Annotated in this window: 26 protein-coding genes; 13 read left to right on the plus strand and 13 right to left on the minus strand. The window is 71.4% G+C overall.

Features of this window, described 5'->3' with window-relative positions; genetic code table 11:
* Positions 1-34 precede the first annotated feature (34 nt).
* The 5 genes from ITX44_RS12635 to glnII all read right to left on the minus strand — a co-directional run bounded on the left by ITX44_RS12635 (position 35) and on the right by glnII (position 6,907).
* Positions 35-1,864 (minus strand): glycoside hydrolase family 13 protein, encoded by a 1,830-nt coding sequence (locus tag ITX44_RS12635; RefSeq protein ID WP_205357258.1) that lies wholly within the window; start codon positions 1,862-1,864, stop codon positions 35-37.
* Between the two features lie 100 nt (positions 1,865-1,964).
* Positions 1,965-2,873, minus strand: coding sequence for a sugar ABC transporter permease (locus tag ITX44_RS12640; RefSeq protein WP_205357259.1), 909 nt, complete (start codon positions 2,871-2,873; stop codon positions 1,965-1,967).
* Positions 2,874-2,951: 78 nt separating this feature from the next.
* Positions 2,952-3,947: a carbohydrate ABC transporter permease gene (locus tag ITX44_RS12645; protein ID WP_205357260.1), complete on the minus strand. Its 996-nt coding sequence runs from the start codon at positions 3,945-3,947 to the stop codon at positions 2,952-2,954.
* 137 nt (positions 3,948-4,084) lie between these two features.
* The gene (locus ITX44_RS12650; protein ID WP_205357261.1) at positions 4,085-5,386 is read right to left on the minus strand and encodes an extracellular solute-binding protein; all 1,302 of its coding nucleotides are present in this window, start codon (positions 5,384-5,386) and stop codon (positions 4,085-4,087) included.
* 501 nt (positions 5,387-5,887) lie between these two features.
* A complete protein-coding gene (gene glnII / locus ITX44_RS12655; protein ID WP_205357262.1) occupies positions 5,888-6,907 on the minus strand; it encodes a glutamine synthetase in 1,020 nt (339 codons plus the stop codon).
* A 231-nt stretch (positions 6,908-7,138) separates the two neighbouring features.
* Here glnII and ITX44_RS12660 point away from each other — a divergent pair, with 231 nt between their 5' ends.
* From ITX44_RS12660 to ITX44_RS12675, 4 genes are all read left to right on the plus strand, one after another.
* Positions 7,139-7,525, plus strand: coding sequence for a 5-carboxymethyl-2-hydroxymuconate Delta-isomerase (locus ITX44_RS12660; protein ID WP_205357263.1), 387 nt, complete (start codon positions 7,139-7,141; stop codon positions 7,523-7,525).
* A 2-nt stretch (positions 7,526-7,527) separates the two neighbouring features.
* Complete coding sequence (locus ITX44_RS12665; RefSeq protein WP_205357557.1) at positions 7,528-8,397, plus strand: Gfo/Idh/MocA family protein; 870 nt, start codon at positions 7,528-7,530, stop codon at positions 8,395-8,397.
* Positions 8,398-8,502: 105 nt separating this feature from the next.
* Positions 8,503-8,868, plus strand: a complete 366-nt coding sequence (locus tag ITX44_RS12670; RefSeq protein WP_205357264.1) for a hypothetical protein — start codon at positions 8,503-8,505, stop codon at positions 8,866-8,868.
* Positions 8,869-9,173: 305 nt separating this feature from the next.
* Complete coding sequence (locus ITX44_RS12675) at positions 9,174-10,187, plus strand: NADPH:quinone reductase (protein ID WP_205357265.1); 1,014 nt, start codon at positions 9,174-9,176, stop codon at positions 10,185-10,187.
* Positions 10,188-10,299: 112 nt separating this feature from the next.
* On the opposite strand, the gene ITX44_RS12680 is transcribed toward ITX44_RS12675, so the two are convergent.
* Positions 10,300-11,478 (minus strand): serine hydrolase, encoded by a 1,179-nt coding sequence (locus ITX44_RS12680; protein ID WP_236060491.1) that lies wholly within the window; start codon positions 11,476-11,478, stop codon positions 10,300-10,302.
* A 245-nt stretch (positions 11,479-11,723) separates the two neighbouring features.
* Between ITX44_RS12680 and ITX44_RS12685 the strand changes: the two genes are divergently transcribed.
* The 4 genes from ITX44_RS12685 (at position 11,724) to ITX44_RS12700 (ending at position 15,337) form a co-directional block, all read left to right on the plus strand.
* The gene (locus ITX44_RS12685; protein ID WP_205357266.1) at positions 11,724-13,694 is read left to right on the plus strand and encodes a discoidin domain-containing protein; all 1,971 of its coding nucleotides are present in this window, start codon (positions 11,724-11,726) and stop codon (positions 13,692-13,694) included.
* 77 nt (positions 13,695-13,771) lie between these two features.
* Complete coding sequence (gene rpmG / locus ITX44_RS12690) at positions 13,772-13,939, plus strand: 50S ribosomal protein L33 (RefSeq protein ID WP_205357267.1); 168 nt, start codon at positions 13,772-13,774, stop codon at positions 13,937-13,939.
* 5 nt (positions 13,940-13,944) lie between these two features.
* Positions 13,945-14,235: a type B 50S ribosomal protein L31 gene (locus ITX44_RS12695; RefSeq protein WP_205357268.1), complete on the plus strand. Its 291-nt coding sequence runs from the start codon at positions 13,945-13,947 to the stop codon at positions 14,233-14,235.
* A 262-nt stretch (positions 14,236-14,497) separates the two neighbouring features.
* Positions 14,498-15,337: an alpha/beta fold hydrolase gene (locus tag ITX44_RS12700; RefSeq protein WP_205357559.1), complete on the plus strand. Its 840-nt coding sequence runs from the start codon at positions 14,498-14,500 to the stop codon at positions 15,335-15,337.
* A gap of 74 nt (positions 15,338-15,411) precedes the next feature.
* Here the strand turns inward: ITX44_RS12700 and ITX44_RS12705 are convergent, their stop codons facing one another.
* The gene (locus ITX44_RS12705; protein WP_205357269.1) at positions 15,412-16,287 is read right to left on the minus strand and encodes an Fpg/Nei family DNA glycosylase; all 876 of its coding nucleotides are present in this window, start codon (positions 16,285-16,287) and stop codon (positions 15,412-15,414) included.
* Positions 16,288-16,359: 72 nt separating this feature from the next.
* Entirely contained in the window at positions 16,360-16,956 is a 597-nt protein-coding gene (locus ITX44_RS12710; RefSeq protein ID WP_205357270.1) for a PASTA domain-containing protein, read from the minus strand.
* A 261-nt stretch (positions 16,957-17,217) separates the two neighbouring features.
* Here ITX44_RS12710 and ITX44_RS12715 point away from each other — a divergent pair, with 261 nt between their 5' ends.
* The 4 genes from ITX44_RS12715 to ITX44_RS12725 all read left to right on the plus strand — a co-directional run bounded on the left by ITX44_RS12715 (position 17,218) and on the right by ITX44_RS12725 (position 20,259).
* Positions 17,218-17,964 (plus strand): DUF6879 family protein, encoded by a 747-nt coding sequence (locus ITX44_RS12715; RefSeq protein WP_205357271.1) that lies wholly within the window; start codon positions 17,218-17,220, stop codon positions 17,962-17,964.
* Entirely contained in the window at positions 17,961-18,803 is an 843-nt protein-coding gene (locus ITX44_RS12720; RefSeq protein WP_205357272.1) for a helix-turn-helix domain-containing protein, read from the plus strand. Before ITX44_RS12715 ends, ITX44_RS12720 begins: the two co-directional genes overlap by 4 nt.
* A gap of 146 nt (positions 18,804-18,949) precedes the next feature.
* Positions 18,950-19,084, plus strand: coding sequence for a hypothetical protein (locus ITX44_RS42145; protein WP_265934211.1), 135 nt, complete (start codon positions 18,950-18,952; stop codon positions 19,082-19,084).
* Positions 19,081-20,259 (plus strand): methyltransferase domain-containing protein, encoded by a 1,179-nt coding sequence (locus ITX44_RS12725; protein ID WP_205357273.1) that lies wholly within the window; start codon positions 19,081-19,083, stop codon positions 20,257-20,259. The genes ITX44_RS42145 and ITX44_RS12725 overlap by 4 nt, the downstream gene beginning before the upstream one ends.
* Positions 20,260-20,362: 103 nt before the next feature.
* On the opposite strand, the gene glnA is transcribed toward ITX44_RS12725, so the two are convergent.
* Positions 20,363-21,772, minus strand: a complete 1,410-nt coding sequence (glnA, locus tag ITX44_RS12730; protein ID WP_205357274.1) for a type I glutamate--ammonia ligase — start codon at positions 21,770-21,772, stop codon at positions 20,363-20,365.
* Between the two features lie 219 nt (positions 21,773-21,991).
* On the opposite strand from glnA, the gene ITX44_RS12735 reads away from it, so the two are divergent.
* On the plus strand, positions 21,992-22,459 hold the full coding sequence (locus tag ITX44_RS12735) for an RDD family protein (RefSeq protein WP_205357275.1): 468 nt from the start codon (positions 21,992-21,994) through the stop codon (positions 22,457-22,459).
* Positions 22,460-22,638: 179 nt separating this feature from the next.
* Here the strand turns inward: ITX44_RS12735 and ITX44_RS12740 are convergent, their stop codons facing one another.
* From ITX44_RS12740 to lipB, 4 genes are all read right to left on the minus strand, one after another.
* Positions 22,639-23,319, minus strand: coding sequence for a DUF4191 domain-containing protein (locus ITX44_RS12740; protein WP_205357276.1), 681 nt, complete (start codon positions 23,317-23,319; stop codon positions 22,639-22,641).
* 94 nt (positions 23,320-23,413) lie between these two features.
* A complete protein-coding gene (locus ITX44_RS12745; protein WP_372440895.1) occupies positions 23,414-23,671 on the minus strand; it encodes a hypothetical protein in 258 nt (85 codons plus the stop codon).
* Positions 23,672-23,942: 271 nt separating this feature from the next.
* A complete protein-coding gene (gene lipA, locus ITX44_RS12750) occupies positions 23,943-24,902 on the minus strand; it encodes a lipoyl synthase (protein ID WP_205357277.1) in 960 nt (319 codons plus the stop codon).
* Positions 24,903-25,081: 179 nt separating this feature from the next.
* Positions 25,082-25,861 carry a lipoyl(octanoyl) transferase LipB gene (gene lipB, locus ITX44_RS12755; protein ID WP_205357278.1) on the minus strand — a complete coding sequence of 260 codons (780 nt, stop codon included), beginning with the start codon at positions 25,859-25,861 and terminating at the stop codon, positions 25,082-25,084.
* Between the last annotated feature and the right edge of the window lie 176 nt (positions 25,862-26,037).

Below are 26,037 nucleotides of genomic sequence, written 5' to 3' on the forward strand. Positions count from 1 at the left end.
ACCACCGGATGCTAGGGGACGCGGGGCCACCACGTCAGATCGCCCACCAGATTGCCGTGTCCGGGGCGATCTCGACGGTTCCGGCCGGATCACCCGTCCCGTCCCCGTCCGTCCCGGTGACCTCGGGTGCCGCCCCGCCGGCCTGCGGCGCCACCCCGCTGGACAGCAGCAGCCGGCCCGGCCGGGGCAGCGTCACGGGCGCGGAGCCGAAGTTGACCGTGCACACGAAGCCCGCGCCGGCCGCTGCCGACGCGCCGCCTTCCGCGGCGTCGCGCCGGAAGGCCAGCACCCCTTCGGGCGCGTCCAGCCAGCGCACCGCGCTGCCCGCGCCGAGCGCCGGGTGCTCGCGGCGCAGCGCCAGCGCCGCCCGGTACAGCTCCAGCGTGGAGTCCGGGTCCCCGGTCTGCGCCTCGACGCTCAGCTCCGCCCACTGCGGCGGCTGCGGCAGCCAGCTCGGCCCGCCGGCCGCCGGCCCGAAGCCGTACGGCGGCTCGCTCCCGGACCACGGCAGCGGCACCCGGCAGCCGTCCCGGAAGCCGTCCTGCCCGGCGGCGCGGAAGAACGACGGGTCCTGCCGTACGTCGTCCGGCAGGTCGGTGACGTCCGGCAGCCCCAGCTCCTCGCCCTGGTAGAGGTACGCCGATCCGGGCAGCGCCAGCATCAGCACGCTGGCCGCCCGCGCCCGGCGCAGGCCCAGCTCCCGGTCGCCCGGCTCGCGCTGCTGGGTGCCCAGCTCCGCCGGGTTGCCGAACCGGGTGGCGTGCCGGGTCACGTCGTGGTTGGACAGCACCCAGGTGGCGGGCGCGTCCACCTCGCCCATCGCGGTCAGCGACTCGTCGACCACCGCGCGCAGCGCCTGCGCGTCCCACGGGGTGCTCAGGTACTTGAAGTTGAACGCCTGGTGCAGCTCGTCCGGGCGCAGGTACAGCGCGGCCCGCCGCAGCGTCGGCGTCCACGCCTCGGCCACCGCGATCCGCGCGTCCGGGTACTCGTCCAGGATCCGCCGCCAGTCGCGGTAGATCTCGTGCACGCCGTCCTGGTCGAAGTACGGCATCGGCGCCGAGCCCAGCAGCGCGAGCTGCTCGCCGTGGCCGATGTCCGGCAGTCCCTCGGCCTTGACCAGGCCGTGTGCCACGTCGACCCGGAACCCGTCCACGCCCAGGTCCAGCCAGAACCGCAGCACCGAGCGGAATTCCTCGTGCACGTCCGGGTGGTGCCAGTCGAAGTCGGGCTGCTCGGGCGCGAACAGGTGCAGATACCACTCGCCCGGGGTGCCGTCCGGGTCGGTGGTCCGGGTCCAGGCCGGGCCGCCGAAGATGGACTCCCAGTCGTTGGGCGGCAGCTCGCCGTCCGCGCCCTTGCCCGGCCGGAAGTGGAACCGGTCCCGGAAGGGTGAGCCGGGCCCCTCGCGCAGCGCCCGCAGGAACCATTCGTGCTGGTCGGAGCAGTGGTTGGGCACCACGTCCACGATCACCCGCAGGCCCAGGGCGTGTGCGGCCCGGACCAGCTCGTCGGCGTCGGTCAGGGTGCCGAACATCGGGTCGACCGCGCGGTAGTCGGCCACGTCGTAGCCCGCGTCGGCCTGCGGCGAGGCGTAGAAGGGTGACAGCCACACCGCGTCCACGCCCAGGTCGCGCAGGTACGGCAGCCGGGCGGTGATGCCCGGCAGGTCGCCCATGCCGTCGCCGTTCCCGTCGGCGAAGCTGCGCGGATAGACCTGGTAGATGACCGCGTCGCGCCACCAGTCCCCGCGCTCGGGCCCGCCGTCGGCGGCCGGGGCCGGGACGGCGGCCGGGCCCGTGACCGGGGTCGCGGCGGTTGCGTCGGCGGCGGCGCCAGGTGCGTCGGTGAGGTGCTGGCTCATGGTTCCCTTGATCCCCTGGTTCTTCGATTCCCTGACGGGATTCCCGGACAGCATCCCCTGCCGGGACCCCCTGACGGGATTTCCTGATTCCCTGATGGGTTCAGCCCTTGGTCCCGCCGGCGGTCAGGCCGGTGACCAGGTGTTTCTGGACGAGCAGGAAGACGATCGCGGCGGGTACGGCGATCAGCACCGATGAGGCGGTCGTGCTGCCCCAGTCCGCCCGCTGGTCGGAGGCGAAGGTGCGGATGCCGACCGCGAGGGTGGTGTGCGGCCCGCGCATGAACTGGTTGGAGTACGCGAACTCGCCCCAGGCGGTGAGGAAACTGTAGAAGGCGGTGACCGCCAGGCCCGGCCGGGCCAGCGGCAGCACCAGCCGCCAGAAGGTGCCGAACGGGGTCAGGCCGTCCACCCGGCCCGCCTCGTCGATCTCCTTCGGGATGGTGTCGAAGTAGCCCTTGAGCATCCAGGCGCAGAAGGGCACCGCGACCGTGCAGTAGACCAGCACCAGCCCGAGGTAGGTGTCCAGCAGCCGCAGGTCGACCATCAGGTTGTACAGCGGCACGATCAGCACGGCGACCGGGAACATCTGGGTGACCAGGAAGGTCCACATCAGCGGGCGGTGCCCGGGGAAGCGCATCCGGGAGACGGCGTAGCCGGCGCTGGCCGCGACCAGCACGCCGAGCACGGTGGTGGCCGCGGCGACGATCACGGAGTTCAGCAGCCACCGCGGGAAGCCGGTGTGCAGCAGCACGAACCGGTAGTTGCCCAGCCCCAGGTGGCGGGCCACCTGGGAGGGCTGCTGCCAGGCGCTGGACGGGCCGAAGGAGATGAACACGATCCACAGCACCGGGAAGACCGAGACGGCCGCGGCCGCCAGCAGCGCGGTGTGCAGCGCGATCGAGGCGAGCGGGCCGCGCTCGCCGCGTCCGCGCGGGCGGCGGCCGGGGACCGTGGTCGCGGTGACCTGCGGGCGGGCGGCGGCCGGGCCGCCCTGGACGGTGGTGCTCACGGCGGCTCCTGAATCGTCGCTCGGTTCGTGACGTGAAGTGCGGGGGGCGCGCGAGGTCGGCGAGGTCTCGGCCACGGCCTAGTCCTGGGTCCGCAGGCGGCGGCGGTAGAAGGTGGAGAACGCCACGAGGACGAGCAGGATGACGATGCCGTACGTGGCCGCGCCCGCGTAGTCGGACGCGCCTCCGCCGAAGGCCAGTTGGTAGGCGTGGGTGACCAGGATGTCCGTGTCGCCGGTGGTGTTGTTGCCCAGCAGCAGGTAGATGATCGGGAACATGTTGAACGTCCACACGGTGGACAGCAGGATCACCGTGCCGGACACCGGCCGCAGGCCCGGCAGCGTGACGTGCCGGAAGCGCTGCCCGGGCGAGGCGCCGTCCATCTCGGCGGCCTCGTACAACTCGCCCGGGATGGCCTGCAGCCCGCCCAGCATGGCGACCATCATGAACGGCACTCCGCACCAGACGTTGACGATGATCACGGCGGTCTTCTGCGCCAGCGGTGTGCCGAGCCAGTCCTGCGCGGGCAGCCCGACCGCGGTGACGAGGTCGTTGAAGACGCCGTACTGCGAGTTGAACATGAGCCGCCAGGCGAACACACCGACGAACGCCGGAACTGCCCACGGCAGAATCAGCGCCAGGCGGTAGAACAGCCGGAACCGCATCGGCCGGTTGAGCAGCATCGCCATGGCCAGCCCGATGGCGTAGGTGACGGTGACGCAGGCGACCGTCCACACCACCGTCCACTCCAGCCGCGGGTAGAAGACGCCGTCCCGGCCGGACAGGACCTGCCAGTAGTTGTGCAGGCCGACGAGCTTGTACGAGGCCGGGATGTGGACCGGCCCGATGTTCTGCGCGACATTGCGCTCGTTGGCGTTCGTGAACGACAGGTAGGCCCCGTACCCCAGCGGGTACAGCACCAGGACGCCGATCACGAGGACGACCGGGGCGACCATCGCCCAGGCGTACCAGTACCGGTCCCAGGACCGGCGCAGCGACGGCAGCAGGGCCCGCAGGCGGGCCCGTCGCGGGCCGGCCGGATGCCTGACGCCGGGGTCCACGGTGGCGGTGGTCATGACTCCTCGCCTTCGTCGGTCTGGCTGGGTCTCGCTCGGTACGGGTCGGGGCCGGACCGGCCGGCCGGGCGCGTGGGTCGCGCCCCGACCGCGGGGCGGGACTCCGGCCGGCCGGCCCGGGGCCTGCGGGCGGCCGGCTACTGCACGCTGTAGCCGGGCAGCAGCGTCCCGAACTGCTTGGCAGCGGCGTTCAGTCCGTCACGCACCGAGCTCTGGCCCTGGAGGATCTTGATGTACTCCTGCTGGAGCGGGGTGAACAGGCTGCCCACCTGCGGCAGCGCGACCCGCGGCCGGGCGGTCGCCATGATCGGCCGGAAGCCGGCGATGACCGGGTTCTTGAGCACCTGCGCGGTGTACGCGGAGGTACGGGTGGGCAGCGTGCCGTTCTTCAGCGCGATCTGCTGCTGGCTCGCCGAGGAGGTCATGAACTCGGTGAACAGGTAGGCCGCGGCGAGGTTGCGCGAGCCCTGGTAGACCGCCAGGTCGTGGCCGCCGGTCGGGGCGAGCGCCTTGCCGCCGGAGCCGGCCGGCACCGGCGCGTACCCCAGGTCGGACTCCTTGCCCTGGAACGCCGAGCCGGTCAGGTCGTCGCTCACCGACCACGGGCCCTGCACGATCATGGCGACCTTGCCGGTCCGGAACGAGGTCTGCATGTTGTCGTAGGCGTTGGCGAAGTCCACCTTCATGGAGGAGGTGTCGTAGATCTTCTTCGCCTCGGTGACGGCGGCGACCGCCTGCGGCGAGTTGATCGTCACCTTCTTCGCGGCCGGGTCGGCGAGGTCCGCGCCCTCGCCGAACAGCAGCGGGAACAGGAAGTACGAGTCGGGGTTGACGTACGTGCCGGTGACCCCGGGCACCTTGGCCTTGATCGTGGCCGAGTCGGCGATCAACTCGTCCCAGGTGGCGGGGGGTTTGGCGATGCCCGCCCGGGCGAAGATCCGCTTGTTCCACAGCAGGCCCAGGGTGTCGGTGACCGACGGCACGCCGTACGTCTTCCCGTCGTACTTCGTGGTGTTGAGCGGGCCGGGCAGGAAGTCCTGGGTGCTGCCGAGGGCCGCGGTGCCGTCCAGCGGCGCGATGTAGTGCAGCGAGGCGTACTCCGGGATCAGCCCCACGTCGGTGCGGATCACGTCCGGGGCGCCCTTGCCGCTCTGCGCCGCCGCCTTGAACTTCTGCTCCACCGTGGTGAAGTCCACGTTCTGGTACGTGACCTTGATCTTCGGGTACTTCGCCTCGAAATCCTTGACGAGCGCCTGATACGCCGGGGCCTCGTTCTTCGCGTCGGAGGTGTCCCAGTACGTGATGGTGCCGGACACCGAGGCCGGGTCGGCCGCCGCGGCCTTTGCGCTGTCACCCGCACCGCCACTGCCGCTGCCGCAGGCGGTCACCCCGAGAACGATCGCCGCGGCCAGTGCCACGGCCGATATGCCACGTCGCATACCTGTACTCCTTGATGAGGGAAGTGCCCGGTACGCCCGGATCGGTCCGGCGGGGCCGGTGTCGGCCGGCCCCGCTCGGCTCGGGCTGGGCAGGACCGTAACAGCGCTGCAATGCCTTGCGAAAGACTCTGCAAGAACTTTTCCCCCGGCGGTGTCCGGCGCCGCGGGGGGCGTACTCCGGCTCGCTCGGGCGCCGCTCGAAGGATGCTCAACCACCGCGGCCGACCCCGGCCGTTGCGGGCCGGTCGGCTCAACTCCCTTGAAATGTGCGGATGGTTGCACCTGGAACGCATTGCAGCGCCTTGCAGCAAGCCTGTCCGGTCCGATACGGTCCGGACAGCCCCGCGGCGCGGGGGAACGCGGGGCCGGGTGTGACGGCGGCAGGCGCGCCGGTCAACGGCGCGGGGGGCACGCCGGCACACCAAAAGGCGCCCGGCCATGGGCCGGGCGCCCCTTCGTGCACGCTGTTCAGGTCGAACTCCGGGCCGGAGTTCGGGGTGGTCAGACCAGGCCGGCCTTCTCCAGGGCGCCGGCGCAGGTGTCCACGATCAGCCGGGTCACCACGTACGGGTCGGCGTTCGCGTTCGGGCGGCGGTCCTCGATGTAGCCCTTCTGCTCCACCTCGACCTGCCACGGGATACGCACCGAGGCGCCGCGGTTGGACACGCCGTAGCTGTACTCGTTCCAGGGCGCGGTCTCGTGCGCGCCGGTCAGCCGGGACTCGACGCCGGCGCCGTAGTTCTTGATGTGCTCCAGCGGCTTGTCGTCGCGGCCCAGCGCCTCGGCGGCCTCGATGATCGCGTCGTAGCTCTCGCGCATCTTCTTGGTGGAGAAGTTGGTGTGCGAACCCGCGCCGTTCCAGTCGCCCTTGGCCGGCTTCGGGTCCAGGGTGGCCGACACACCGAAATCCTCGGCGGTGCGGTACAGCAGCCAGCGGGCCACCCAGAGCTGGTCGGAGACCTCCAGCGGGGACAGCGGGCCGACCTGGAACTCCCACTGGCCGGGCATGACCTCGGCGTTGATGCCGGAGATGCCGATGCCCGCGGCCAGGCAGTTGTCCAGGTGCTTCTCGACGACCTCGCGGCCGAAGATCTCGTCCGCGCCGACACCGCAGTAGTAACCGCCCTGCGGGGCCGGGAAGCCGCCCTCGGGGAAGCCCAGCGGGCGCGAGCCCTGGAAGAACGTGTACTCCTGCTCGATGCCGAACAGCGACTCCTGCGCGGCGAACTTCTCGGCCACCTCGCGCAGCGCGGCCCGGGTGTTGGACTCGTGCGGGGTGCCGTCGATGTTCAGCACCTCGCACATCACCAGCACGTCGTCCCCGCCGCGGATCGGGTCCGGGTAGGAGGCGACCGGCTTGAGCACCCGGTCGGACGCGTGGCCCTCGGCCTGGTTGGTGCTGGAACCGTCGAAGCCCCAGATCGGAAGCTCCGCCCCGTCGGGGAGGATCTTCGTCTTGGAACGCAGCTTCGCCGTCGGCATGGTGCCGTCTATCCAGATGTACTCGGCCTTGTAGGTCACGGTGACGCCATCCTTCACGGAACATGATCGCGGGTGCTGGCCGAACAGCGCTGGTCGGGCCGATCGCAGGGTCGCAAGAACGCTTTTCCCGACTGTTGCCCATCTGTTAACCCAGCGTGAAATAACCCTCGTGACCAGCGGGTACGCCCCATGAGCCCCGCCCGCACCAGGGCCCGTGCGGGGGCCGGGGGAGCACGGAATCGGACACGGGCCGGCCGGTAGGCTGCGGGCATGCCGCACACCACCGTGACGTACACCGAGGAACTGGCCGAGTCCGAGGCCTTCGACTTCGAGAACTTCGCCGACGACCTGCACTCCGCGCTGGTCACCATCGCGGGCGCCAAGGCAGAGGCCTGCCGTACCCGCTTCACCGGCACCGAGGACAGTTGGTTCATCGCGGACGGCGACGAGGAGGACTTCCAGGCCGTCCACGTCGAGGTGGCGATCAAGGCCGGCCGCACCGACGAGGTCAGGAGCGAGCTGAGCAGGGCGGTGCTCGGCCTGATCCGCAAGAACCTGAAGCGGACACCGGAGTTCGAGGTTTACCTGTCGGTCGAGGTGCGGGACATCGACCCGGTCGGGTACGTCAGCCACGTCGAGCCCCGGCAGGACGCGTGACCATGCGCGTCGGCCTGCTCGGCACCGGGCCGTGGGCGTGGAAGGCGCACGGCCCGGCGCTCGCCGCCCACCCCGGGGTGGAACTCGCGGGCGTGTGGGGCCGCCGCCCTGAGGCCGCCGGACAGCTCGCCGAGCACCTGGGCACCCGCCCGTACACCGACCCCGACGCGCTGATCGCTGACGTGGACGCGGTCGCGATCGCCCTGCCGCCGCACCTCCAGGCCCGCTTCGCGATACGCGCGGCCGAGGAGGGCCGGCACCTGCTGCTGGACAAGCCGCTGGCCGCCACGGTCGCCGACGCCCGCGCGGTGGCCGACGCGGTCGCCGCGGCCGGCGTGTCGAGCGTGGTCTTCTTCACCCTGCGGTTCGACGCCGCGGCCGCCGCCTGGATCGGCGAACAGGCCGCGGCGGGCGGCTGGTTCACCGGCCGCGCGGACTGGTACGGCGCGGTCTTCGGCGCCGACGCCAGCCCGTACGCCGACTCGCCCTGGCGCCGGGAGAAGGGCGGCCTGTGGGACGTGGGCCCGCACGCCCTGTCCGTACTCCTGCCCGTGCTCGGCGACGCCACCGAGGTACGGGCCGCCCACGGCCCGGCCGACACCGTCCACCTGACACTGCGCCACGACACCGGCGCCTCCAGCACGGCCGTGCTCACCCTCACCGCGCCTCCGCCCGCCGCCGGCGTCGCCGTGGAATTCCGCGGCACCGCCGGAGTGGCCACGCTGCCCGACCGGATCACCGGCGACGTCACCGACGCCCTGGGCCGGGCGATCGACGCACTGCTGGCCGGCGCCCCGCACGCCTGCGACGCGCGCTTCGGGCTGCGGGTCACCGAGATCCTGGCCGAAGCGGAGGCGGCACTCGCGGGGTAGGCCCTTGCGGGGCAACGGGATCCGGGCAAAGGCCGGGGAAAAGGATCATTCCGTCCCCGGCTCCGACCTCTTCCCGCTGTCTTGCGCGGTGTCTATCGTCAAGGTATGAGGGCTGCGGACTGGTGGTCGATCGAGGTCATGGACGCCGAGCACACGCGCACCTCGGCCACGGCATGGCGGGACGCCCACGCTCAGGCGCTCGTCGAGTCGCTGGTCACCAACGGCGCGGCGTCCTGGAAATGGTTCGAGCACACCTGGGGTGTCGTGCTCGAGGTTTCTTTCACCGAGGAAAGCGCGTGGTACGCGTGGCGAACCCTCCCCGGCACCCAAGCCGCACTTGACGCCGTGCCCGACCCCGTGCGGGGCCTCCTTGTTCATCGAGGTCACGGAGGGGCTTCCGGCACGTTCGTGCCCAGGGTGCCCACTGTTCCGCCCGCGGCCGACCGGGCGGCGCTGCCCGAGCCCGTCTGACGGAGGGCGGTTCGCCGGGAGTAGTCAGGGGCGCGGGGAACTGCGCGACAAGCCCACTACCGGGCCGCGGGTCGTCACCGACCCGAAGGGGCAGTTGCTGCCGTCTCCGGACCACCGGCCGGTGGCCGGCTGAGCGCGCAGTTCCCCGCGCCCCTGGGTACTCCGGTGGCACCGCAGCGCGCAAAGGGCCCCACGCCCCCGCGCGGTACTCCCGGCGAACCGTTCCGCCGCCAGGCGGGCCAAGGGGCGCTCCCGGGCGAGCCGTCGGACGTCGGGCGGGCTTGGCGGCGTACCGTTGGGGACTCGTGAAAGCGATCACGTACAGCACCCACGGCGGCCCCGAAGTCCTGACCCTCACCGAGCGCCCCCTGCCGAAGCCGGGCCCGGGCGAAGTCCGGGTGAGGACACGCTTCTCGGGCATCAACCCCACCGACGTCAAGACACGTGCCCGCACCACGCCGGAAGGCGACCAGGTGCCGAATCAGGACGGCTCCGGCATCGTCGACGCGGTCGGCGACGGAGTCCCGGCCGAGCGCGTGGGCGAGCGCGTGTGGATGTGGGAAGCGGCCTGGCAACGTCCGGACGGCACCGCGCAGGAGTACTTGACCCTCCCTGCCCGCCAGGCCGTACCGCTGCCGGACAGCGCCTCGCTCGAACTCGGCGCGTGCCTGGGCATCCCGTTCCTCACCGCCCACCGTGCCCTCACCCTCGGCGAGGGCGGCCCGCGGCGGCTCGGCCCGGGGGCGCTGGCCGGGCGGACGGTGCTGGTGGCGGGCGGCGCGGGCGCGGTCGGCAACGCGGCGATCCAGCTCGCCCGCTGGGCCGGGGCGACCGTGATCACCACGGTCAGCTCCGCGGAGAAGGAGGCGCTGGCCCGCGCGGCCGGCGCCCAGCACATCGTCAACTACAAGAGCCAGGACGCCGCCGCGGAGATCCGCCGCGTCGCCCCGGACGGGGTCGAGCTGGTGGTGGAGGTCGCGCCCGGCCACAACACGCAGCTCGACGTGGACGTGGTGGCGCACGGTGCCACCGTCGTCATCTACGCCCGGGACGTGGAGGCGGTGACGATCCCGGCCTGGCCCTCGATGGTCGCCAACCTGCGCTGGCTGCCGATCCTCGTCTACACGATGCCGGACGCCGCCAAGGACGACGCGGTCGCGGCCCTCACCGAGGCGCTGGCCGCCGGTGCGATCCGGGCCGGCGAGCCGGCCGGCCTGCCGCTGCACCTCTTCCCGCTGGAGGCCACCGGCGACGCCCACGCCGCGGTCGAGGGCGGGGCGGTCGGCAAGGTGCTGGTCGAGGTCGCGCCGCAATGGTGACGGGGACGTGTTCGCTGTCGCGTACGGTGCGGCGGGCGCGCCACCGTACCGGACCGCGGACCTGACGCCGTAACGGCTCCCGGGCGCGCGGCCGTACCCGCCCGGGAGCCGGTCAGGCGGCGGCCGTGAACGCCTGTGCCGCCGCGGTCGCCACGTCCTCCACCAGGTCGATCCCGCCCGCCTCCGAGTGCTGGCCGGCGGACAGGACGCAGATCAGCAACTCGTGCCCCTGGTAGGTGACCAGGCCGATGCTGTTGATGTCCCACAGGCCGGTGGCGCTGCGCTGGAGCCAGCCGTTCTTCAGGGCGTAGCCGGAGTCGTCGGAGTCCGCGGCCGACACGCCCCAGCGCTGGCCGGTCTCCACCGACCGCATCAGGCCCGCGATGTACGTGCGGGAGGCCGCGGACAGCGGGGAGTGGCTGCCGAACACCGCCCGCAGCAGGGTGACCTGGTCCTTCGCGGTGGTCTGGGTGAGCCCCCACAGCTCGCCCGAACCGCCGGAGGTGTGCGCGAGGCCGAGTGTGTCGTTGGCCGCGTCCAGGCCCGCCGAGCCGCCGATGGTGTCCCACAGCGCGGTGGCGGCGTCGTTGTCCGACGCCTCGATCATCGCGGTGGCCAGATCCCGTTCCCGCTCGGTCATCCGGGTGCCGGCCGACTGCTTGCGCAGCAGCAGCGCGGCCAGGATGTCCACCTTGACGATGCTCGCGGTGTCGTACGTGTCGTCGTCGCTGTCCTCGGCGCTGTCGTACCCGGCCACCTCGTCGCCGTCCAGGTCGGTGACCGCCACCGCCACGTCCCCGGTGTCGCTGCCGGGCAGCGCGGTGACCGCGTCGGCCACGGTGCGCCCGGCGCTGGGGGAGGGGGCCGCGGACGCGGCGGTGACGGTGATCGTGGGGACGGGCGCGGCAGCCGGGGGTGAGGTGGTCGGTGGAGTGGTAGGCGGCGTGCTCACCGAGGGGGACGGCCCGCGGGTGGTGGGCGGTGCCGAGGACGGCGCGGAGGCCCCGGCACCCGCCCGGGCCGGCGACGAGTGCACGATCACGGCGAGCGTCAGCATGCCTATCGCGGCCATCGCCGTCACCGAGACGATCAGCGGCTGCGGCCAGCGGCTCGTCCCCGTGCCTGTCCCGGCCGCCGGCCCCGCGTCCGTACCCGTACCTGCCCTTGCTCCCGACCCGGACGCCGCCCGGGCCCGGCGCCACCAGCCGCCCCCGTCGCCCTTCCCGCCGGTGCCCGTGACCGGCGCCGTCCCGGAGTCGATCACGTCCTCCGGTTCGTGCTCCTCATCCATGGCCGGGACGTTAGGAGCGGTTTCTTTGCTTCCGCTGAGATCACGGTTCCAATCCCGTTAAACGTGCCGCCGACCATCAGATCCACTTCTTGCGCAAGTCCTGTCAATTATTTCGCCTTACGCGCGAAGTATTGCGACCCGGTAACCGCGTGGTTACGATCCCCGGCACCAGGCTTCCTGCCCGCTGCCGTGCGCCCAACCATCCCGGCCGCGGCGGGAGTTGACAGCCGATCGGAGGAGTCCAGATGGGTGTCACACGCAGGACGTTCCTGCAGGCCGCGGCCGCGGTCACCGCGGCCGGCGCGCTGGGGGTCGCCGAGACCGCCACCGCCCGGCCCGCCGCGGCGGCCAGCGCGCCGGGGGACGTGGTGGGCAAGGTCACCGTCGGGTACCAGGGTTGGTTCGCCTGCATCGGGGACGGGGCGCCGATCAACGGCTGGTGGCACTGGACGCAGAACTGGGGCCAGCCGCCGTCCCCGTCCAACACGGGCATCAAGTGCTGGCCCGACATGCGCGAGTACACCAAGGGCTATCAGACCGCCTACGCCAACCTCGGCAACGGCCAGCCGGCCACGCTCTTCTCGTCCTACGACCAGCAGACGGTGGACACGCACTTCCTGTGGATGAAGCAGAACGCCATCGACACGGCGGCGCTTCAGCGGTTCAACCCGACCGGCGGCGAGGGCCCGACGCGTGACGCGATGGCGGGCAAGGTGCGCAGTTCGGCGGAGAAGCAGGGCGTCAAGTTCTACATCATGTATGATGTGACGGGCTGGACGTCGATGCAGTCCGACATCAAGGCGGACTGGACCAACAAGATGTCGGCGCACACCGCGTCGCCCGCGTACGCGCGGCAGAACGGCAAGCCGGTGGTGTGCATCTGGGGCTTCGGCTTCAACGACAACAACCACCCGTTCACGCCGGACGCGTGCCTGGATGTCATCAACTGGTTCAAGAGCCAGGGCTGTTACGTGATCGGCGGGGTGCCGCGGGAGTGGCGTACCGGCGGCGCGGGGACGCGGACCGGGTACACGGACGTCTATCACGCGTTCAACATGCTCTCGCCGTGGATGGTCGGCGCCATCGGGAACGCGGGCGACTCCGACAACGCGTACAACACGTACACCGTGGGGGACCAGGCGGACTGCACCGCGCACGGGATCGACTACCAGCCATGTGTGCTGCCGGGTGATGTGTCGGCGCGGCAGCGGGCGCACGGCGACTTCATGTGGCGGCAGTTCTACAACATGTGCCGGGCCGGGGTGCAGGGTATCTACATCTCGATGTTCGACGAGTTCAACGAGGGCAACCAGATCGCGAAGACCGCGGAGTCGCAGGCGTGGGTGCCGACGAATTCCGGTTTCCTGGCGCTGGACGAGGACGGTACGGCGTGTTCCTCGGACTACTACCTGCGGCTGACCGGTGACGGCGGGCGGATGCTCAAGGGCCAGATCGCGCTGACCGCCACACGGCCCACCCAGCCGGTGGTCAGCGGCGGCGACACCACCCCGCCCTCCGCCCCCGGCTCGCTCCAGGTCACCGGGCACACGGACACCACGGTGGCGCTGGCCTGGACGGCCTCGACGGACAACACCGGGGTCACCGGTTATCGCGTGCTGCGGGTCAGCGGGTCCACCAGCACCCAGGTCGGCACGGCCACCGGCACCTCGTTCACGGTCACCGGGCTGACCGCGTCCACCGCGTACACCTTCGACGTGGTCGCCGCCGACGCGGCCGGCAACCTCTCCCAGCCCTCCAACCAGGTGAGCGTCACCACCGACGCCCCCTCCGGCACCACCAACCTGGCGCTGCACAAACCCACCGCGGAGAGCAGCCACACCCAGGTGTACGGCTCTGCCAACGCCACCGACGGCGACCCGAACACGTACTGGGAGAGCGCCAACAACGCCTTCCCCCAGTGGCTCCAGGTCGACCTCGGGGCCGCCACCGGCGTCAAGCGGCTGGTGCTGAACCTGCCGCCGTCCACCGCCTGGGGCGCCCGCACTCAGACGATCTCGGTGCAGGGCAGCACCGACGGAAGCACCTTCACCACCCTGCTGGCGGCAGCGAACTACACCTTCGACCCGGGCAGCGGCAACACCGCCACCCTCACGCTGCCCGCGACGGCGACCACCCGCTACGTCCGGCTGAATTTCACCGCGAACACCGGGTGGCCGGCCGGCCAGTGCTCGGAGTTCCAGGTCTTCGGCGCCTGATCCGGGCGCGCTCCTCGTGTGACCGGCGTCACAGTGATTGCGGAAATGAAAACCGCTTCCACATTGCTGAGACGGACATGGCAGCACGCACCGACCTCCGTCCCGTCATCAAGCTCCGGTCCACCGCGGGCACCGGCTTCACCTATGTGACCCGGAAGAGCCGCCGGAACGACCCGGATCGTCTTACCCTGCGTAAGTACGACCCGCAGGTCCGGCGGCACGTAGAGTTCCGAGAGGAGCGCTGAGCGTCATGAAGCCTGGCATTCACCCCGATTACCACACGGTCGTCTTCCGTGACCGGGCGGGAGAGTTCGCCTTCCTCACCCGGTCCACGGCCACCAGCGAGCGGACGATGGAGTGGGAGGACGGCAACACCTACCCCGTCATCGACGTGGAGATCTCCTCCGCCAGCCACCCCTTCTACACCGGCACCCAGCGCGTGCTGGACACCGCCGGCCGCGTCGAGCGGTTCCAGCGGCGGTACGGCGGCGGCAACCGCGAGTCCGGCACCCGCGGCGCGAACTCCGGCCGCCGGCGCTGAACCGTAACGGCGCCGCAGCGTAACGCGGAGGACGCCACAGCACACGGCGCCGTCCACCGAGCCCCCGAGGCCCGGCGGACGGCGCCGTACTGATGTCCCAGGGCACGTTCACAGCCCAGGGCGTCCGCGCCCCGCCGGACTCGCGGTCCCGACGGCCCCGACCGGTACGCCCGGAGGCCGGCGGCCGCCCGAGTCGTGCGGACGGTCGTACCACCACACAATGGGAAAAGTCCGTGTCTTCCATGACGAGGCGGTACGCATCATGTCGTACATCACCGTCGGCCAGGAGAACTCCAACCCGGTCAACATCTACTACGAGGACCACGGCAGGGGCGGCGGCCAAGTCGCCGTGCTGATCCACGGCTATCCGCTCAACGGGCACTCGTGGGAGAAGCAGGAGCGGGCGCTGCTGGAGGCGGGCTACCGCGTGATCACCTACGACCGCCGCGGCTTCGGCAAATCCAGCCAGCCCACGGTCGGCTTCAACTACGACACCCTCGCCCACGACCTCAAGGCGCTGCTGGACCACCTCGACCTGCGCGACGTGGCCCTGGTCGGCTTCTCCATGGGCACCGGCGAGGTCACCCGGTACCTGGGCGCGTACGGTTCCGGCCGGGTCGGCAAGGCCGTGCTGATGGGCGCGATCCCGCCGTTCCTGCTCAAGACCGACAACAACCCCGAGGGCGTCGACCGGTCCGTCTTCGAGGACATCAAGTCCGCGATCGTCGCCGACCGCCCCGCGTATTTCAAGACGTTCCTGGACAACTTCTACAACGTCGACATGTACGCGGGCACCCGGATCAGCACCGAGGCGTGGAACAACAGCTTCAACGTGGCGGTGGCCGCGGGCGCCCACGCCGCGTACGCGTGCGTCGACGCCTGGCTCACCGACTTCCGCGAGGACCTGCCGAGGATCGACGTGCCGACGCTGCTGATCCACGGCGACGCCGACCGGATCCTGCCGTACGACGCCACGGCCAAGCGGCTGCCCGGCCTGATCAAGGACCTGGAGTTCGTCACGGTCGAGGGCGGGCCGCACAACGTGGCCTGGACCCATCCGGAGATCGTCACGCCGGCGCTGATGGACTTCCTGGGGCACTGAGCCCCCCTGCTTCAGCTGAGCCCCTGCTCCGGCTGAGCCCCTCCTCCGGCTGAGTCGCTGTCTCGGCTCAGCCGCTACTTCAGCAGGCGGGAGAGCCGGCGGTCGGCGAGCGGCCGGCCGCCGGTCTGGCAGGTGGGGCAGTACTGGAGCGAGGAGTCGCTGAAGGACACCTCGCGGATGGTGTCGCCGCACACCGGGCAGGGCTCGCCCTTGCGGCCGTGCACGCGCAGCCCGCTCTTCTTCTCGGCCTTCAGGTCCTTCAGCGGCAGCCCGCGGGAGCGCTCGACCGCCTCGGCCAGGGTGTCGCCGATCGCCGCGTAAAGCCCGGTCACCTCGTCCGGGGTGAGGTTGCCGGCCGGCTTGAACGGCGACATGCGGGCCGCGTGCAGGATCTCGTCGGAGTACGCGTTGCCGATACCGGCGATCACGCTCTGGTCGCGCAGCACGCCCTTGATCTGCCGCCGCTGCTGCCCGGCGCCCTTCAGCAGGGCCGAGAACGCGTCCAGGGTGAACGCCGGGTCGAACGGGTCGGGCCCCACCCGCGCCACGCCCGGTACGTCGAGCGGGTCGCGCACCACGTACACCGCCAGGTGCTTCTGCGTGCCGGCCTCGGTGACGTCGAGCCCGGTGCCGGCCGGCTCGGCCAGCAGCAACCGCAGCGCGAGCGGCCCCTTGCCGGGCTTGGGCGGCAGCGCGGGCAGCTTCTCGCTCCAGCGCACCCAGCCCGCCCGGGCCAGGTGCAGCACCAGGTGCGCGTCACCGACGGTGAGGTCCAGGAACTTCCCGTGCCGGCCCACCCCCGCCACGGCCTGCCCCTCCAGCGCGGTCACCGGCGGGTCGTACGTCTTCAGCGCGTGCACCGCCACCGGGTACACCCGCCCCACGATCTGCCCCGTCACCCGCTCGTCCAGAAAACGGGCGAGTGCTTCCACTTCCGGCAACTCAGGCATGCCCCCAGTCTGCCCCGGAACCCTCGCCCGTCGTGCCGCCCGGTGAGCGAGCTCACTCCCGCTTGGGCTCCCTTACGGGCACGCCTCGCCGTACTTCACGGCGCTGAACGTCACCGGCTGCCCGTGCAGCGCCGCGCCGGCCGCCGGGGACTGGGTACAGATCCGCCAGTTCGTGTCCAGCAGGATCGTCCGGCTACCGGTGGCGTCCTTCTCGGTGATCGAGGCATCGGGCCCCAGCGCCCGCCGCGCCGCGTTCAGGGACTGCCCGACCAGGTTCGGCATGGCCGCCCCGGCACTGGCCGGCGGCCGCACATCATGAGCGGGGCACGTCTCGGACACCTTGACGGCCCCGAGGTCGATCCGGCTGTCCGCCGGCGCCGCCTTCCCCGCGGCCGGAGTCTGCGAGCACACCTTCCAGTCCCGGTCCAGGATCTGGTGCCGGCCCCGCCCCGAGGAGTCGTGCGACGTGAGATCACGGAAGCCGGCCGCCTGCGCGGCGTCCTGCGCGGTCTGCAGCCCCATGCCGGTCAGCTTCGGCACGGCCTTGCTCGCCGCAGTGGCGGAGGCAGGGGTGTCCTTCGCGCCGGTGGTGCTGTTCGGGTTGCAGGCGGTGAGCAACGCGCCGGCGGCGATCAGCCCGACGGCGGCCAAACTGGTGCGGGTGTGCATGTCCGGGTCCCCCTTGACGTGTGCGATGCGTGCTTCACGTGTGTGATGCGTGGTGACGGGGAGTGTTCCCTCCTGATCCGTGAGCATGTGGGCGTTGTGACGCCTTCGTGCCGGGCTGTACGGGGGACGAGCCGGGGATGTGAGGTGCGGGGCCGGGCGGGGCGCGGGCCGGGGGCGCGACCGGACCTTCTGCCGTGTTTCTTGATCACCGGGCTACCGTGCGGAGACGGACCGGCGCGGCGCCGGTGGGAGGAGAGGACGATGCCCCGCAAGCTCAGGATGGTGGGTACCAACTCCGGCAACAACGGCTGTCCCACCCTGTACGAGGACACCGCCACCGGTGACTACGTCGTACAGGGCCTGCACGTCGACCGGGACGACCTCGCCCAGCTCCGGCACCTGGCCGACGACGAGACGGCGGTCGTCGTGCCCCGGGCTCTGCTCGCCAACTTCGGCCCCAAGGAGGCGATCCCCACGCGCGAGCCCGTCACGTTCGCCGACTTCGACGCCATGTTCACCGCGTTCCGGCACACCGCGTGGCGTCTGGAGACCCGCCGCCGATACGCCTCCGACGAGATCACCGACACCTACGCCCAGTTCGCGCGTGGCGAGACCGTCACCTGGGACCTCGACGATCCGTGGTGCGTCGAGCGGCGTGAGCAGACCGCGCTGGGCAAGCGCGTCGAACGCGTCCGGATCGTCGACGAACCGGCCACGCCCGGGCAGCTCTACCTGCTCGACAACGCCCGCCGCAACACCGCGGTAGGCGAGACCATCCGCGTCCTGCGCCGGGCCGACGCCGAGGGACTGCGGCTGCCCGCCGAGGACTTCTGGATCTTCGATTCCCGGGTGGTCGCCCTGCTCGCCTTCGACCAGGACGACAACCTGACCGGCATCGACCTGATCACCAACCCGACCGAGGTCGTCGCCTACTGCCAGGTCCGGGACGCCGCCTGGCACCGGGCCGCCCCGTTCGACCAGTACGAGCCGGTACCGTCCGCTGAGTGACCACCGATTTCCAGCAGGGCCGCATCGCCCTCGGCCAGCGCTTGCGCGAACTGCGCCGTGACGCCGGGCTCACCGTACGGCAGCTCGCGCAGGCGTGCGGCTGGGCGCCGTCGAAGGTGTCGAAGCTGGAGAACGCGAAGCAGACCGCGACCCCTGCCGACCTGGAACTGTGGGCGGCAGGAGTCCGCCGGCCCGAGACGGCCGAGGAGCTCAAAGGCCGGCTGCGCGGCCTGGAGTCGGCGTACCGGTCCTGGCGCCGACAGCTCGCCGCGGGCCACCGCCCCGTACAGGACGCGCTGAATGCGGAGTACGAGCGGTCCATGGTGCTGCGGGCCTGGGAAGACGCGATGGTCGTCGGGGTCCTGCAGACCGCGGACTACGCGCGGGCGGTGTTCAGCGCGTACGCCGACCTGCAGCAGTCCGTGCGGGACGTCGAGGATGCCGTGCGCGCCCGACTCCGGCGCCAGGAGACGCTGTACCGGCCGGGCCGGCGCTACCGGATCGTCATGGGCGAAAGCGCCCTGCTCGCCCGCGTGTGCCCACCCTCGGTCCTCGCCGCCCAACTCGACCGGCTCAGCGGCGTGATCGGCCTCGACACGGTCGAGCTGGGCATCGTGCCGCTCGCCGCCCGCATGCGTATCCCGCCGGCCAACGGGTTCTGGGTGTACGACGAACGCCTGGTCATCGTGGAGGACTGGCACGCCGAACTGTGGCTGGACTCCGCCGACGACGTGGCCCTGTACCTGCGGGTGTGGGACACCCTCAACGAATCCGCCGTCTACGGCGCCCAGGCCCACCGCCTGATCACCCGCGCCCGGGCCCAACTTGACGTGCCGTGAGGAACCTCGGGAATCAGTGCGGGCTGAATCGGAAACAAGGAGAAACACGGCCCGGAAAGAGAAACACCGCACCGTAGCGTCCTGGTGACAGCCCCGTCCGGCGGCACCGCCCGACGGGTTCCGGACGAGTCGAGGGAGGCCCGGGAATGACAGCACCGGTTGTGGGGCGCGGAGGCGACGAGGACGGCGGGGACGGGCTGCCGGGGCAGCCGTGGACGCCGCCCGCCCCGCCGTCGCCGGACGGGGGCAGCCCCGAGGGCGACGGGAAGCACCGCAAGTGACGCTCACGCACGAGGAGGAGGGCCGCGCCGGTGACGAGCTGGCGCGGCTGCTCCTCGAGGCCGGCGCCCTGACACCCGAGTGGGCCGGGGCGTTCGGGGCGGTTCCGCGGGCGCTGTTCCTGCCGGACCTGATCTGGCCGTACGACATGACGACCGGCCGGAGCGTGCCGGTCTCGCGGGGCGAGGACCCCGAAACGTGGGAGCGCACGGCGTACGCGGACGTGCCGGTGGTCACCCAGTGGGACGACGGGGAGCACGAGGGCACCGAGCCGGGCACGGTGGCGACCAGCTCGGCGAGCATGCCCTACGTGGTGGCCGTCATGCTCCGCGACCTGGCGGCCGGGGCCGGCATGCGGGTGCTGGAAATCGGCACCGGTACCGGGTGGAACGCCGCGCTGCTGGCCCACCGGCTGGGCGACGCCAATGTGGTCAGCGTCGAGATCGACCCGGCGGTGGCCGAGCGGGCCCGCGCGGCCCTGAAGCGCGCGGGGCTCAGCCCGGAGGTGGTCCTCGGCGACGGCGCGGCGGGCTGGCCGGAGGGAGCACCGTACGACCGGGTGATCGCCACGGCGGGCGTACGGGCCCTGCCGCCGAGCTGGCTCGCGCAGACCAGGCCCGGCGGGGTGATCCTGGCGCCGTGGGGCACCCACTACAGCGACCAGGACGCCCTGGTCCGGCTGACCGTCGCCGAGGACGGCAGCGCCTCGGGCACCTTCCGGTCCATGGTCGAGTTCATGAAGCTGCGGGCCCAGCGCCTGGACTGGGACCGCTTCCACGAGCACGTCCCCGCCTTCCCCGGCGACGCCGACGTGTCCCGGACCAAGCTCACCCGGGCGGACCTGGGCGACCGCTACGAGCCCGCGCGGTTCGTGACCGGCCTGTGCGTGCCCGACTGCGCCCACGTCGTCAACCCGACCGGCCCGAACGCGTCCCGGGCCTGGTTCTTCGACCTGCGCACCCGCTCCTGGGCCGCCGTCGACTTCCGCACCGGCCGGCCCTGGTCCACGGTCCACCAGTCCGGCCCCCGCCGCCTGTGGGACGAGGTCGAGCAAGCCCTGACCTGGTGGTCCTCCCAGGGCAGCCCCGCTCTCACCCGCTTCGGCCTCACCGTCGCCCCCGACGGCACCCCCCACCCCTGGCTCGACCACCCGGACCACCCCCTGCCCTTCGGCTGACCCCGCAAACGGCCGCGGGCCGCAGCTTCCACGATGGGAGGCTGCGGCCCACGGCCCACGGTCGGCCCAGGAGAGTGGAAACCCACTCTGACCTGCGGCTGGATCACACGTCGAAGTAGAGCTCGAACTCGTGCGGGTGCGGGCGGAGCTGGAGGGGAGCGATCTCGTTGGTGCGCTTGAAGTCGATCCAGGTCTCGATCAGGTCCGCCGTGAAGACATTGCCCTGGAGCAGGAACTCGTGGTCCGCCTCGAGGGAGTCGAGGACCCCCGGGAGGGAGGTCGGCACCTGGGGAACGTTCGCGTGCTCCTCGGGGGCCAGCTCGTAGAGGTCCTTGTCGATCGGCTCGGCCGGCTCGATCTTGTTCTTGATGCCGTCCAGACCGGCCAGCAGCAGCGCCGAGAAGGCCAGGTACGGGTTGCCGGAGGAGTCCGGGGCGCGGAACTCCACGCGCTTGGCCTTCGGGTTCGACCCGGTGATCGGGATGCGCATCGCCGCGGAGCGGTTGCGCTGCGAGTACACCAGGTTCACCGGGGCCTCGAAGCCCGGCACCAGGCGGTGGTACGAGTTCACCGTCGGGTTGGTGAAGGCCAGCAGAGACGGGGCGTGCTTGAGGATGCCGCCGATGTAGTAGCGGGCGGTGTCCGACAGGCCCGCGTAACCCGCCTCGTCGTAGAACAGCGGGGAGCCCGACTGCCACAGCGACTGGTGGACGTGCATGCCGGAGCCGTTGTCACCGAAGATCGGCTTGGGCATGAAGGTCGCGGTCTTGTTGTTGCGCCACGCGACGTTCTTGACGATGTACTTGAACAGCATCAGGTCGTCGGCCGCGGCCAGCAGCGTGTTGAACTTGTAGTTGATCTCCGCCTGGCCCGCGGTGCCCACCTCGTGGTGCTGGCGCTCGACCTGCAGGCCCGCCGCCTCCAGCTCCAGGGTGATCTCGGCGCGCAGGTCGGCGAAGTGGTCCACCGGCGGGGCCGGGAAGTAGCCGCCCTTGTAGCGGACCTTGTAGCCGCGGTTGTCCTCCAGGGCGCCGGTGTTCCAGGCGCCGGCCTCGGAGTCGATGTGGTAGAACGACTCGTTCTGCGAGGTCTGGAAGCGGACGCTGTCGAAGACGTAGAACTCCGCCTCGGGGCCGAAGTACGCGGTGTCCGCGATCCCGGTGGACGCGAGGTACGCCTCGGCCTTCTTCGCCACGTTGCGCGGGTCCCGGCTGTACTCCTCGCCGGTGATCGGGTCGTGGATGAAGAAGTTGATGTTGAGCGTCTTGTCCTTGCGGAACGGGTCGACGCGGGCCGTGGAGAGGTCGGCGCGCAGCGCCATGTCCGACTCGTGGATGGCCTGGAAGCCGCGGATGGACGAGCCGTCGAAGGCAAGCTGCTCGGTCGGGTCGAACGACGAGACCGGCACCGTGAAGTGCTGCATGATGCCGGGCAGGTCACAGAACCGCACGTCGATGAACTTGACGTCCTCGTCCGCGATGAACTTGTTGACGTCGTCGGCGTTCTGGAACATCCAACTCCTCCTAGGCCCGGCCCAGGGGGTCGGGATGTGTCTTGTTGTGCGGCCAGTGCGGTGGGCCACACTGGGCCCGACCATAGGGACCGGGGATTTCTCCAGCATGACCCATTTGTTTCGTGGGTGTTAACCGCGGCGCCAGCGGCCCGGCGCGGTCCAGGGCCCGGCGGCCACCCGTACGGTAACCCCCGACCCGCCGCGGGTTACCGTTGACGCGTGGACAACAGGGATGCAATCGGATCATGGCTGTCCGGGCCGCGCGCGGCGGCCGAGCGGATGGGTGTGGAGTTCGGGTACCGCGGCGAACGCCTGGGGCTGCCCAAGGACGGGCCGGGGTCCATCGCCCCCGTCGGCCGCCGCCTGGCGGCCGTGCTCATCGACTGGCTGCTGAGCGTGCTGATCGCATACGGCTTGATCGCGCACCGTGACGCCCGCGCCGCCAACTCCTGGGCCCTCCTCGTCTTCGCCGTCCTGTCCGTGATCTCCCTCCTCCTCTTGGGCAGCACCCCGGGCAAGCGCCTCCTCGGCCTGCGCGTCGTCCGCCTCGACGGCAACCGCCTCGGCCTCGGCGCAATCCTTCTGCGAACGCTCCTCCTGGCCCTCTTCGTCCCCGCCGTCATCTGGGACCGCGACTCCCGCGGCCTCCACGACAAGGCAGCCCGGTCGGTGGAGATCCGCATCTGAGAAGCGCCCCGCCAGGGGCGCGGGTGCCCGCACTATTCAGGGGCGCGGGGCTGCCTTCGATATGCGGCCGGCGCCGCGTGGGCGCGAGAAACAACGGGCCGCGGACGATCCGGCAACGACAGCGAGGGGCACCCCGGACGGATCCAGGGTGCCCCTCGCAAACGTCGCACAGGTCGAGCTCAGCGCCCCTTGGGCATCCGCATCCCTCGCGGCATGGGCCCCTTCGGAATCGGCATATTGCTCATAAGATCGCCCAGCGCCTTGAGCCGGTCGTTCACTTCCGTCGTCTTCGGCCCGCTCAGCGTCCGCGGCAGCCGCAGCAGCGTGCTGCGGACCTTCTTCAGGGAGAGCTCGCCCTCCCCGTCACCCACGATGTAATCGTGCACCGGCACGTCGAACACGACGCGTGCGACCTTCCGCTTCTCGGCGGCCAGCAGCCCCTTGACCCGGTTGGGATTCCCCTCACCGATCAGGACGACGCCGGCCTTGCCGACCGCGCGGTGCACCACGTCCTGGCTCTTGTTCATCGCCACCGCGGGAGTGACGGTCCAGCCGCGGCCCACGTTCTGCAGGACCGCCGCCGCGGCACCCGGCTTCCCCTCGAGCTGGCCGAACGCGGCCCGCTCGGCGCGGCGCCCGAAGACGACCGCCATCGCCAGCGCGGCCAGCAGGATGCCCAGGATGCCGGCGTAGATCGGGTGCCCGATCACGAAGCCGAGGGCGAGGATGACACCGAAGGTGACGACTCCCACCCCCGCGATGACAAGCCCGATCCGCGGATCGGCCTGTCGGGTCATCTTGTAGGTCTGAACGATCTGCGACAGCCGCCCAGGGTTCTCGGATGGTTCCTTCCTCGCCATGCGCACAGGATACGTGGCCTGGCGGTCCACCGTCACGGTGACCGGGTGCGCGGCGGGCCGGAGGCGGAACGTTACGGCAACCGGGAAGGCGCGGTTACGACCCCGCGCCCGGGGTCAGCTCGGGCCCGTGGCCGGCCCGGACCAGCGCGGCCATCTCGTGCTCCGCCTCGCGGCGGTCCCGGGCGCGCTGCCGGTCGGCGACCACGGCGGCCCAGGCGTTGCGGCGGGCGGTCTGCTGGCCGGCGCGCAGCAGAAAGGATTCGACCGCGCGAAGCGCCCCGGTGACCGGCATGTGCGGGTACGGGTGGGCCGCGCGGAGCGGACGGGCGGTGCGGGCGGGCTCGGGTGACATGGCGCCCCCTTGATGTTCAGCGAATGCTCAAAAGGCAGCGGAAATGGCTGTGTGCCGAAAGCAGTCTTGACACACGGTGTTACCAGTCGGTGACCAGTCGGTCAATCTCACATGAAAGCGCCACCCCGCAGAAGCGGCGGCGCCGCGCAGGACACGGCCGGCCGGACGAAATCGCCCGGCCGGCCGCACCCGTAACCGTCGCAAGGGACCGTCGCACGCAGCGGTCACCCGGCCGTCGTGGCCGGCTTCGGCAGCCGGCCCAACGGCTGTCTCAGCCCGCCGTGACCTGCTGCGCGCGGCGCTCCATGGCCTGCTGGAACAGCCGGCCGGCCCGGTAGGAGGAGCGGACCAGCGGCCCGGACATCACACCGGCGAAGCCGATCTGCTCGGCCTCCTCGCGCAGCTCCACGAACTCCGCGGGCTTCACCCACCGCTCCACCGGGTGGTGCCGCACGCTCGGCCGCAGGTACTGGGTGATGGTGATCAGCTCGCAGCCGGCCTCGTGCAGGTCCCGCAGCGCCTGGCTGATCTCGGCCCGCTCCTCGCCCATGCCCAGGATCAGGTTGGACTTGGTGACCAGCCCGGCCTCGCGGGCCCGGGTGATGACCTCGAGCGACCGCTCGTAGCGGAACGCCGGGCGGATCCGCTTGAAGATGCGCGGCACCGTCTCCACGTTGTGCGCCAGCACCTCGGGGCGGGCGCCGAAGACCTCGGCGAGCTGGGCGGGCTCGGCGTTGAAGTCGGGGATGAGCAGCTCGACCTTGGTACGCCCGTCGGCCCGGTCGGCGGTCATCGCGTGGATCTGCCGGACCGTTTCCGCGTACAGCCAGGAACCGCCGTCGGGCAGGTCGTCGCGGGCGACACCGGTGATCGTGGCGTAGTTCAGGTCCATGGTGACCACGGACTCGCCGACCCGGCGCGGCTCGTCGCGGTCGAGCGCCTGCGGCTTGCCGGTGTCGATCTGGCAGAAGTCGCAGCGGCGGGTGCACTGGTCGCCGCCGATCAGGAAGGTCGCCTCGCGATCCTCCCAGCACTCGAAGATGTTGGGGCAGCCGGCTTCCTGACAGACGGTGTGCAGCCCCTCGCTCTTGACCAGCCCCAGCATCTGCGTGTACTCGGGGCCCATCTTCGCCCGGGTCTTGATCCACTCGGGCTTGCGCTCGATGGGGGTCTGGCTGTTACGGACCTCCAGGCGCAGCATCTTGCGTCCGTCTGGCGCTACTGCGGACACGACCGGCTCCCTACGACTTCGATTCTTCGGCGAACCCCAGGGTACGCCCGTGATTCATATGGCCCAGCACCGGTTTTCACCGTGACCGTTTCAACCGGCGGCCCCCGTGGGGCATTCCCGTCCGCGCTCCGGCCGGGGCGCGGACCGGGCCCGGGGGCCGTGGCGGCCCTGCGGCCGGCTCAGACCGCGCGGGGCAGCGGCACGGCGGTGGTCAGCACCGCGGTCAGGTGCTTCTCCACCACCGGCAGCACCTCGGCGACGGTGACCTCGCGGCCCAGCTCCGCCGAGAGCGACGTGACACCCGCGTCCCGGATCCCGCACGGCACGATCCGGTCGAACCAGGTGTTGTCCGGGTTGCAGTTGAGCGAGAAGCCGTGCATGGTGACGCCCTTGGCGACCCGGATGCCGATCGCGGCGAGCTTGCGGTCCTCGCCCCGCTGGCCGGCGTTGGACGGCGCGTACTCCGGGCCGCTCAGCCGCGGGTCGAACTCCTCGTCGGCCAGCCGCGGGTCGAAGTCCAGGGTCAGCCCGGAGCCGCCCCGCCGCTCCACCGGGTCGCCCAGCACCCACACGCCGGACCGGCCCTCGACCCGGGTGGTCTCCAGGCCGAAGTCCGCGCACACCCGGATCAGCGCGTCCTCCAGCCGCCGTACGTGCGCCACCACGTCCACCGGCCGCGGCAGCTTCAGGATCGGGTAGCCCACCAGCTGCCCCGGGCCGTGCCAGGTGATCTTGCCGCCCCGGTCCACGTCGATCACCGGAGTGCCGTCCAGCGGCCGCTCGCTGTCCACCGTCCGGCGCCCCGCGGTGTACACCGGCGGGTGCTCCAGCAGCAGACAGGTGTCGGGCACCTCGTCGGTGAACCGCGCCGCATGCACCCTGCGCTGCTCCTGCCAGGCCTCCTGGTATTCGACGGCATCGGCCCCGAACCCCAGGTGCACGAAGTGCAGATCACTCACGACGACTCCTCCGCAGTCCCGCGCGCCCGATGAATGTGCGCCTCAATCACTGTACGGCGGCACACGCGCGCGCCCACCGGGGGCTGTGGACAACCTGATCCGGGCTGCCGGCGCGGACGGTCGACCACCTGCCCCGACCTGAGTCGGTTGTAGCCCATTCAGGCGAATATACGGCT

The sequence above is a fragment of the Actinacidiphila acididurans genome (assembly GCF_016918855.1).
GTDB classification, from domain to species: Bacteria; Actinomycetota; Actinomycetes; order Streptomycetales; family Streptomycetaceae; genus Actinacidiphila; species Actinacidiphila acididurans.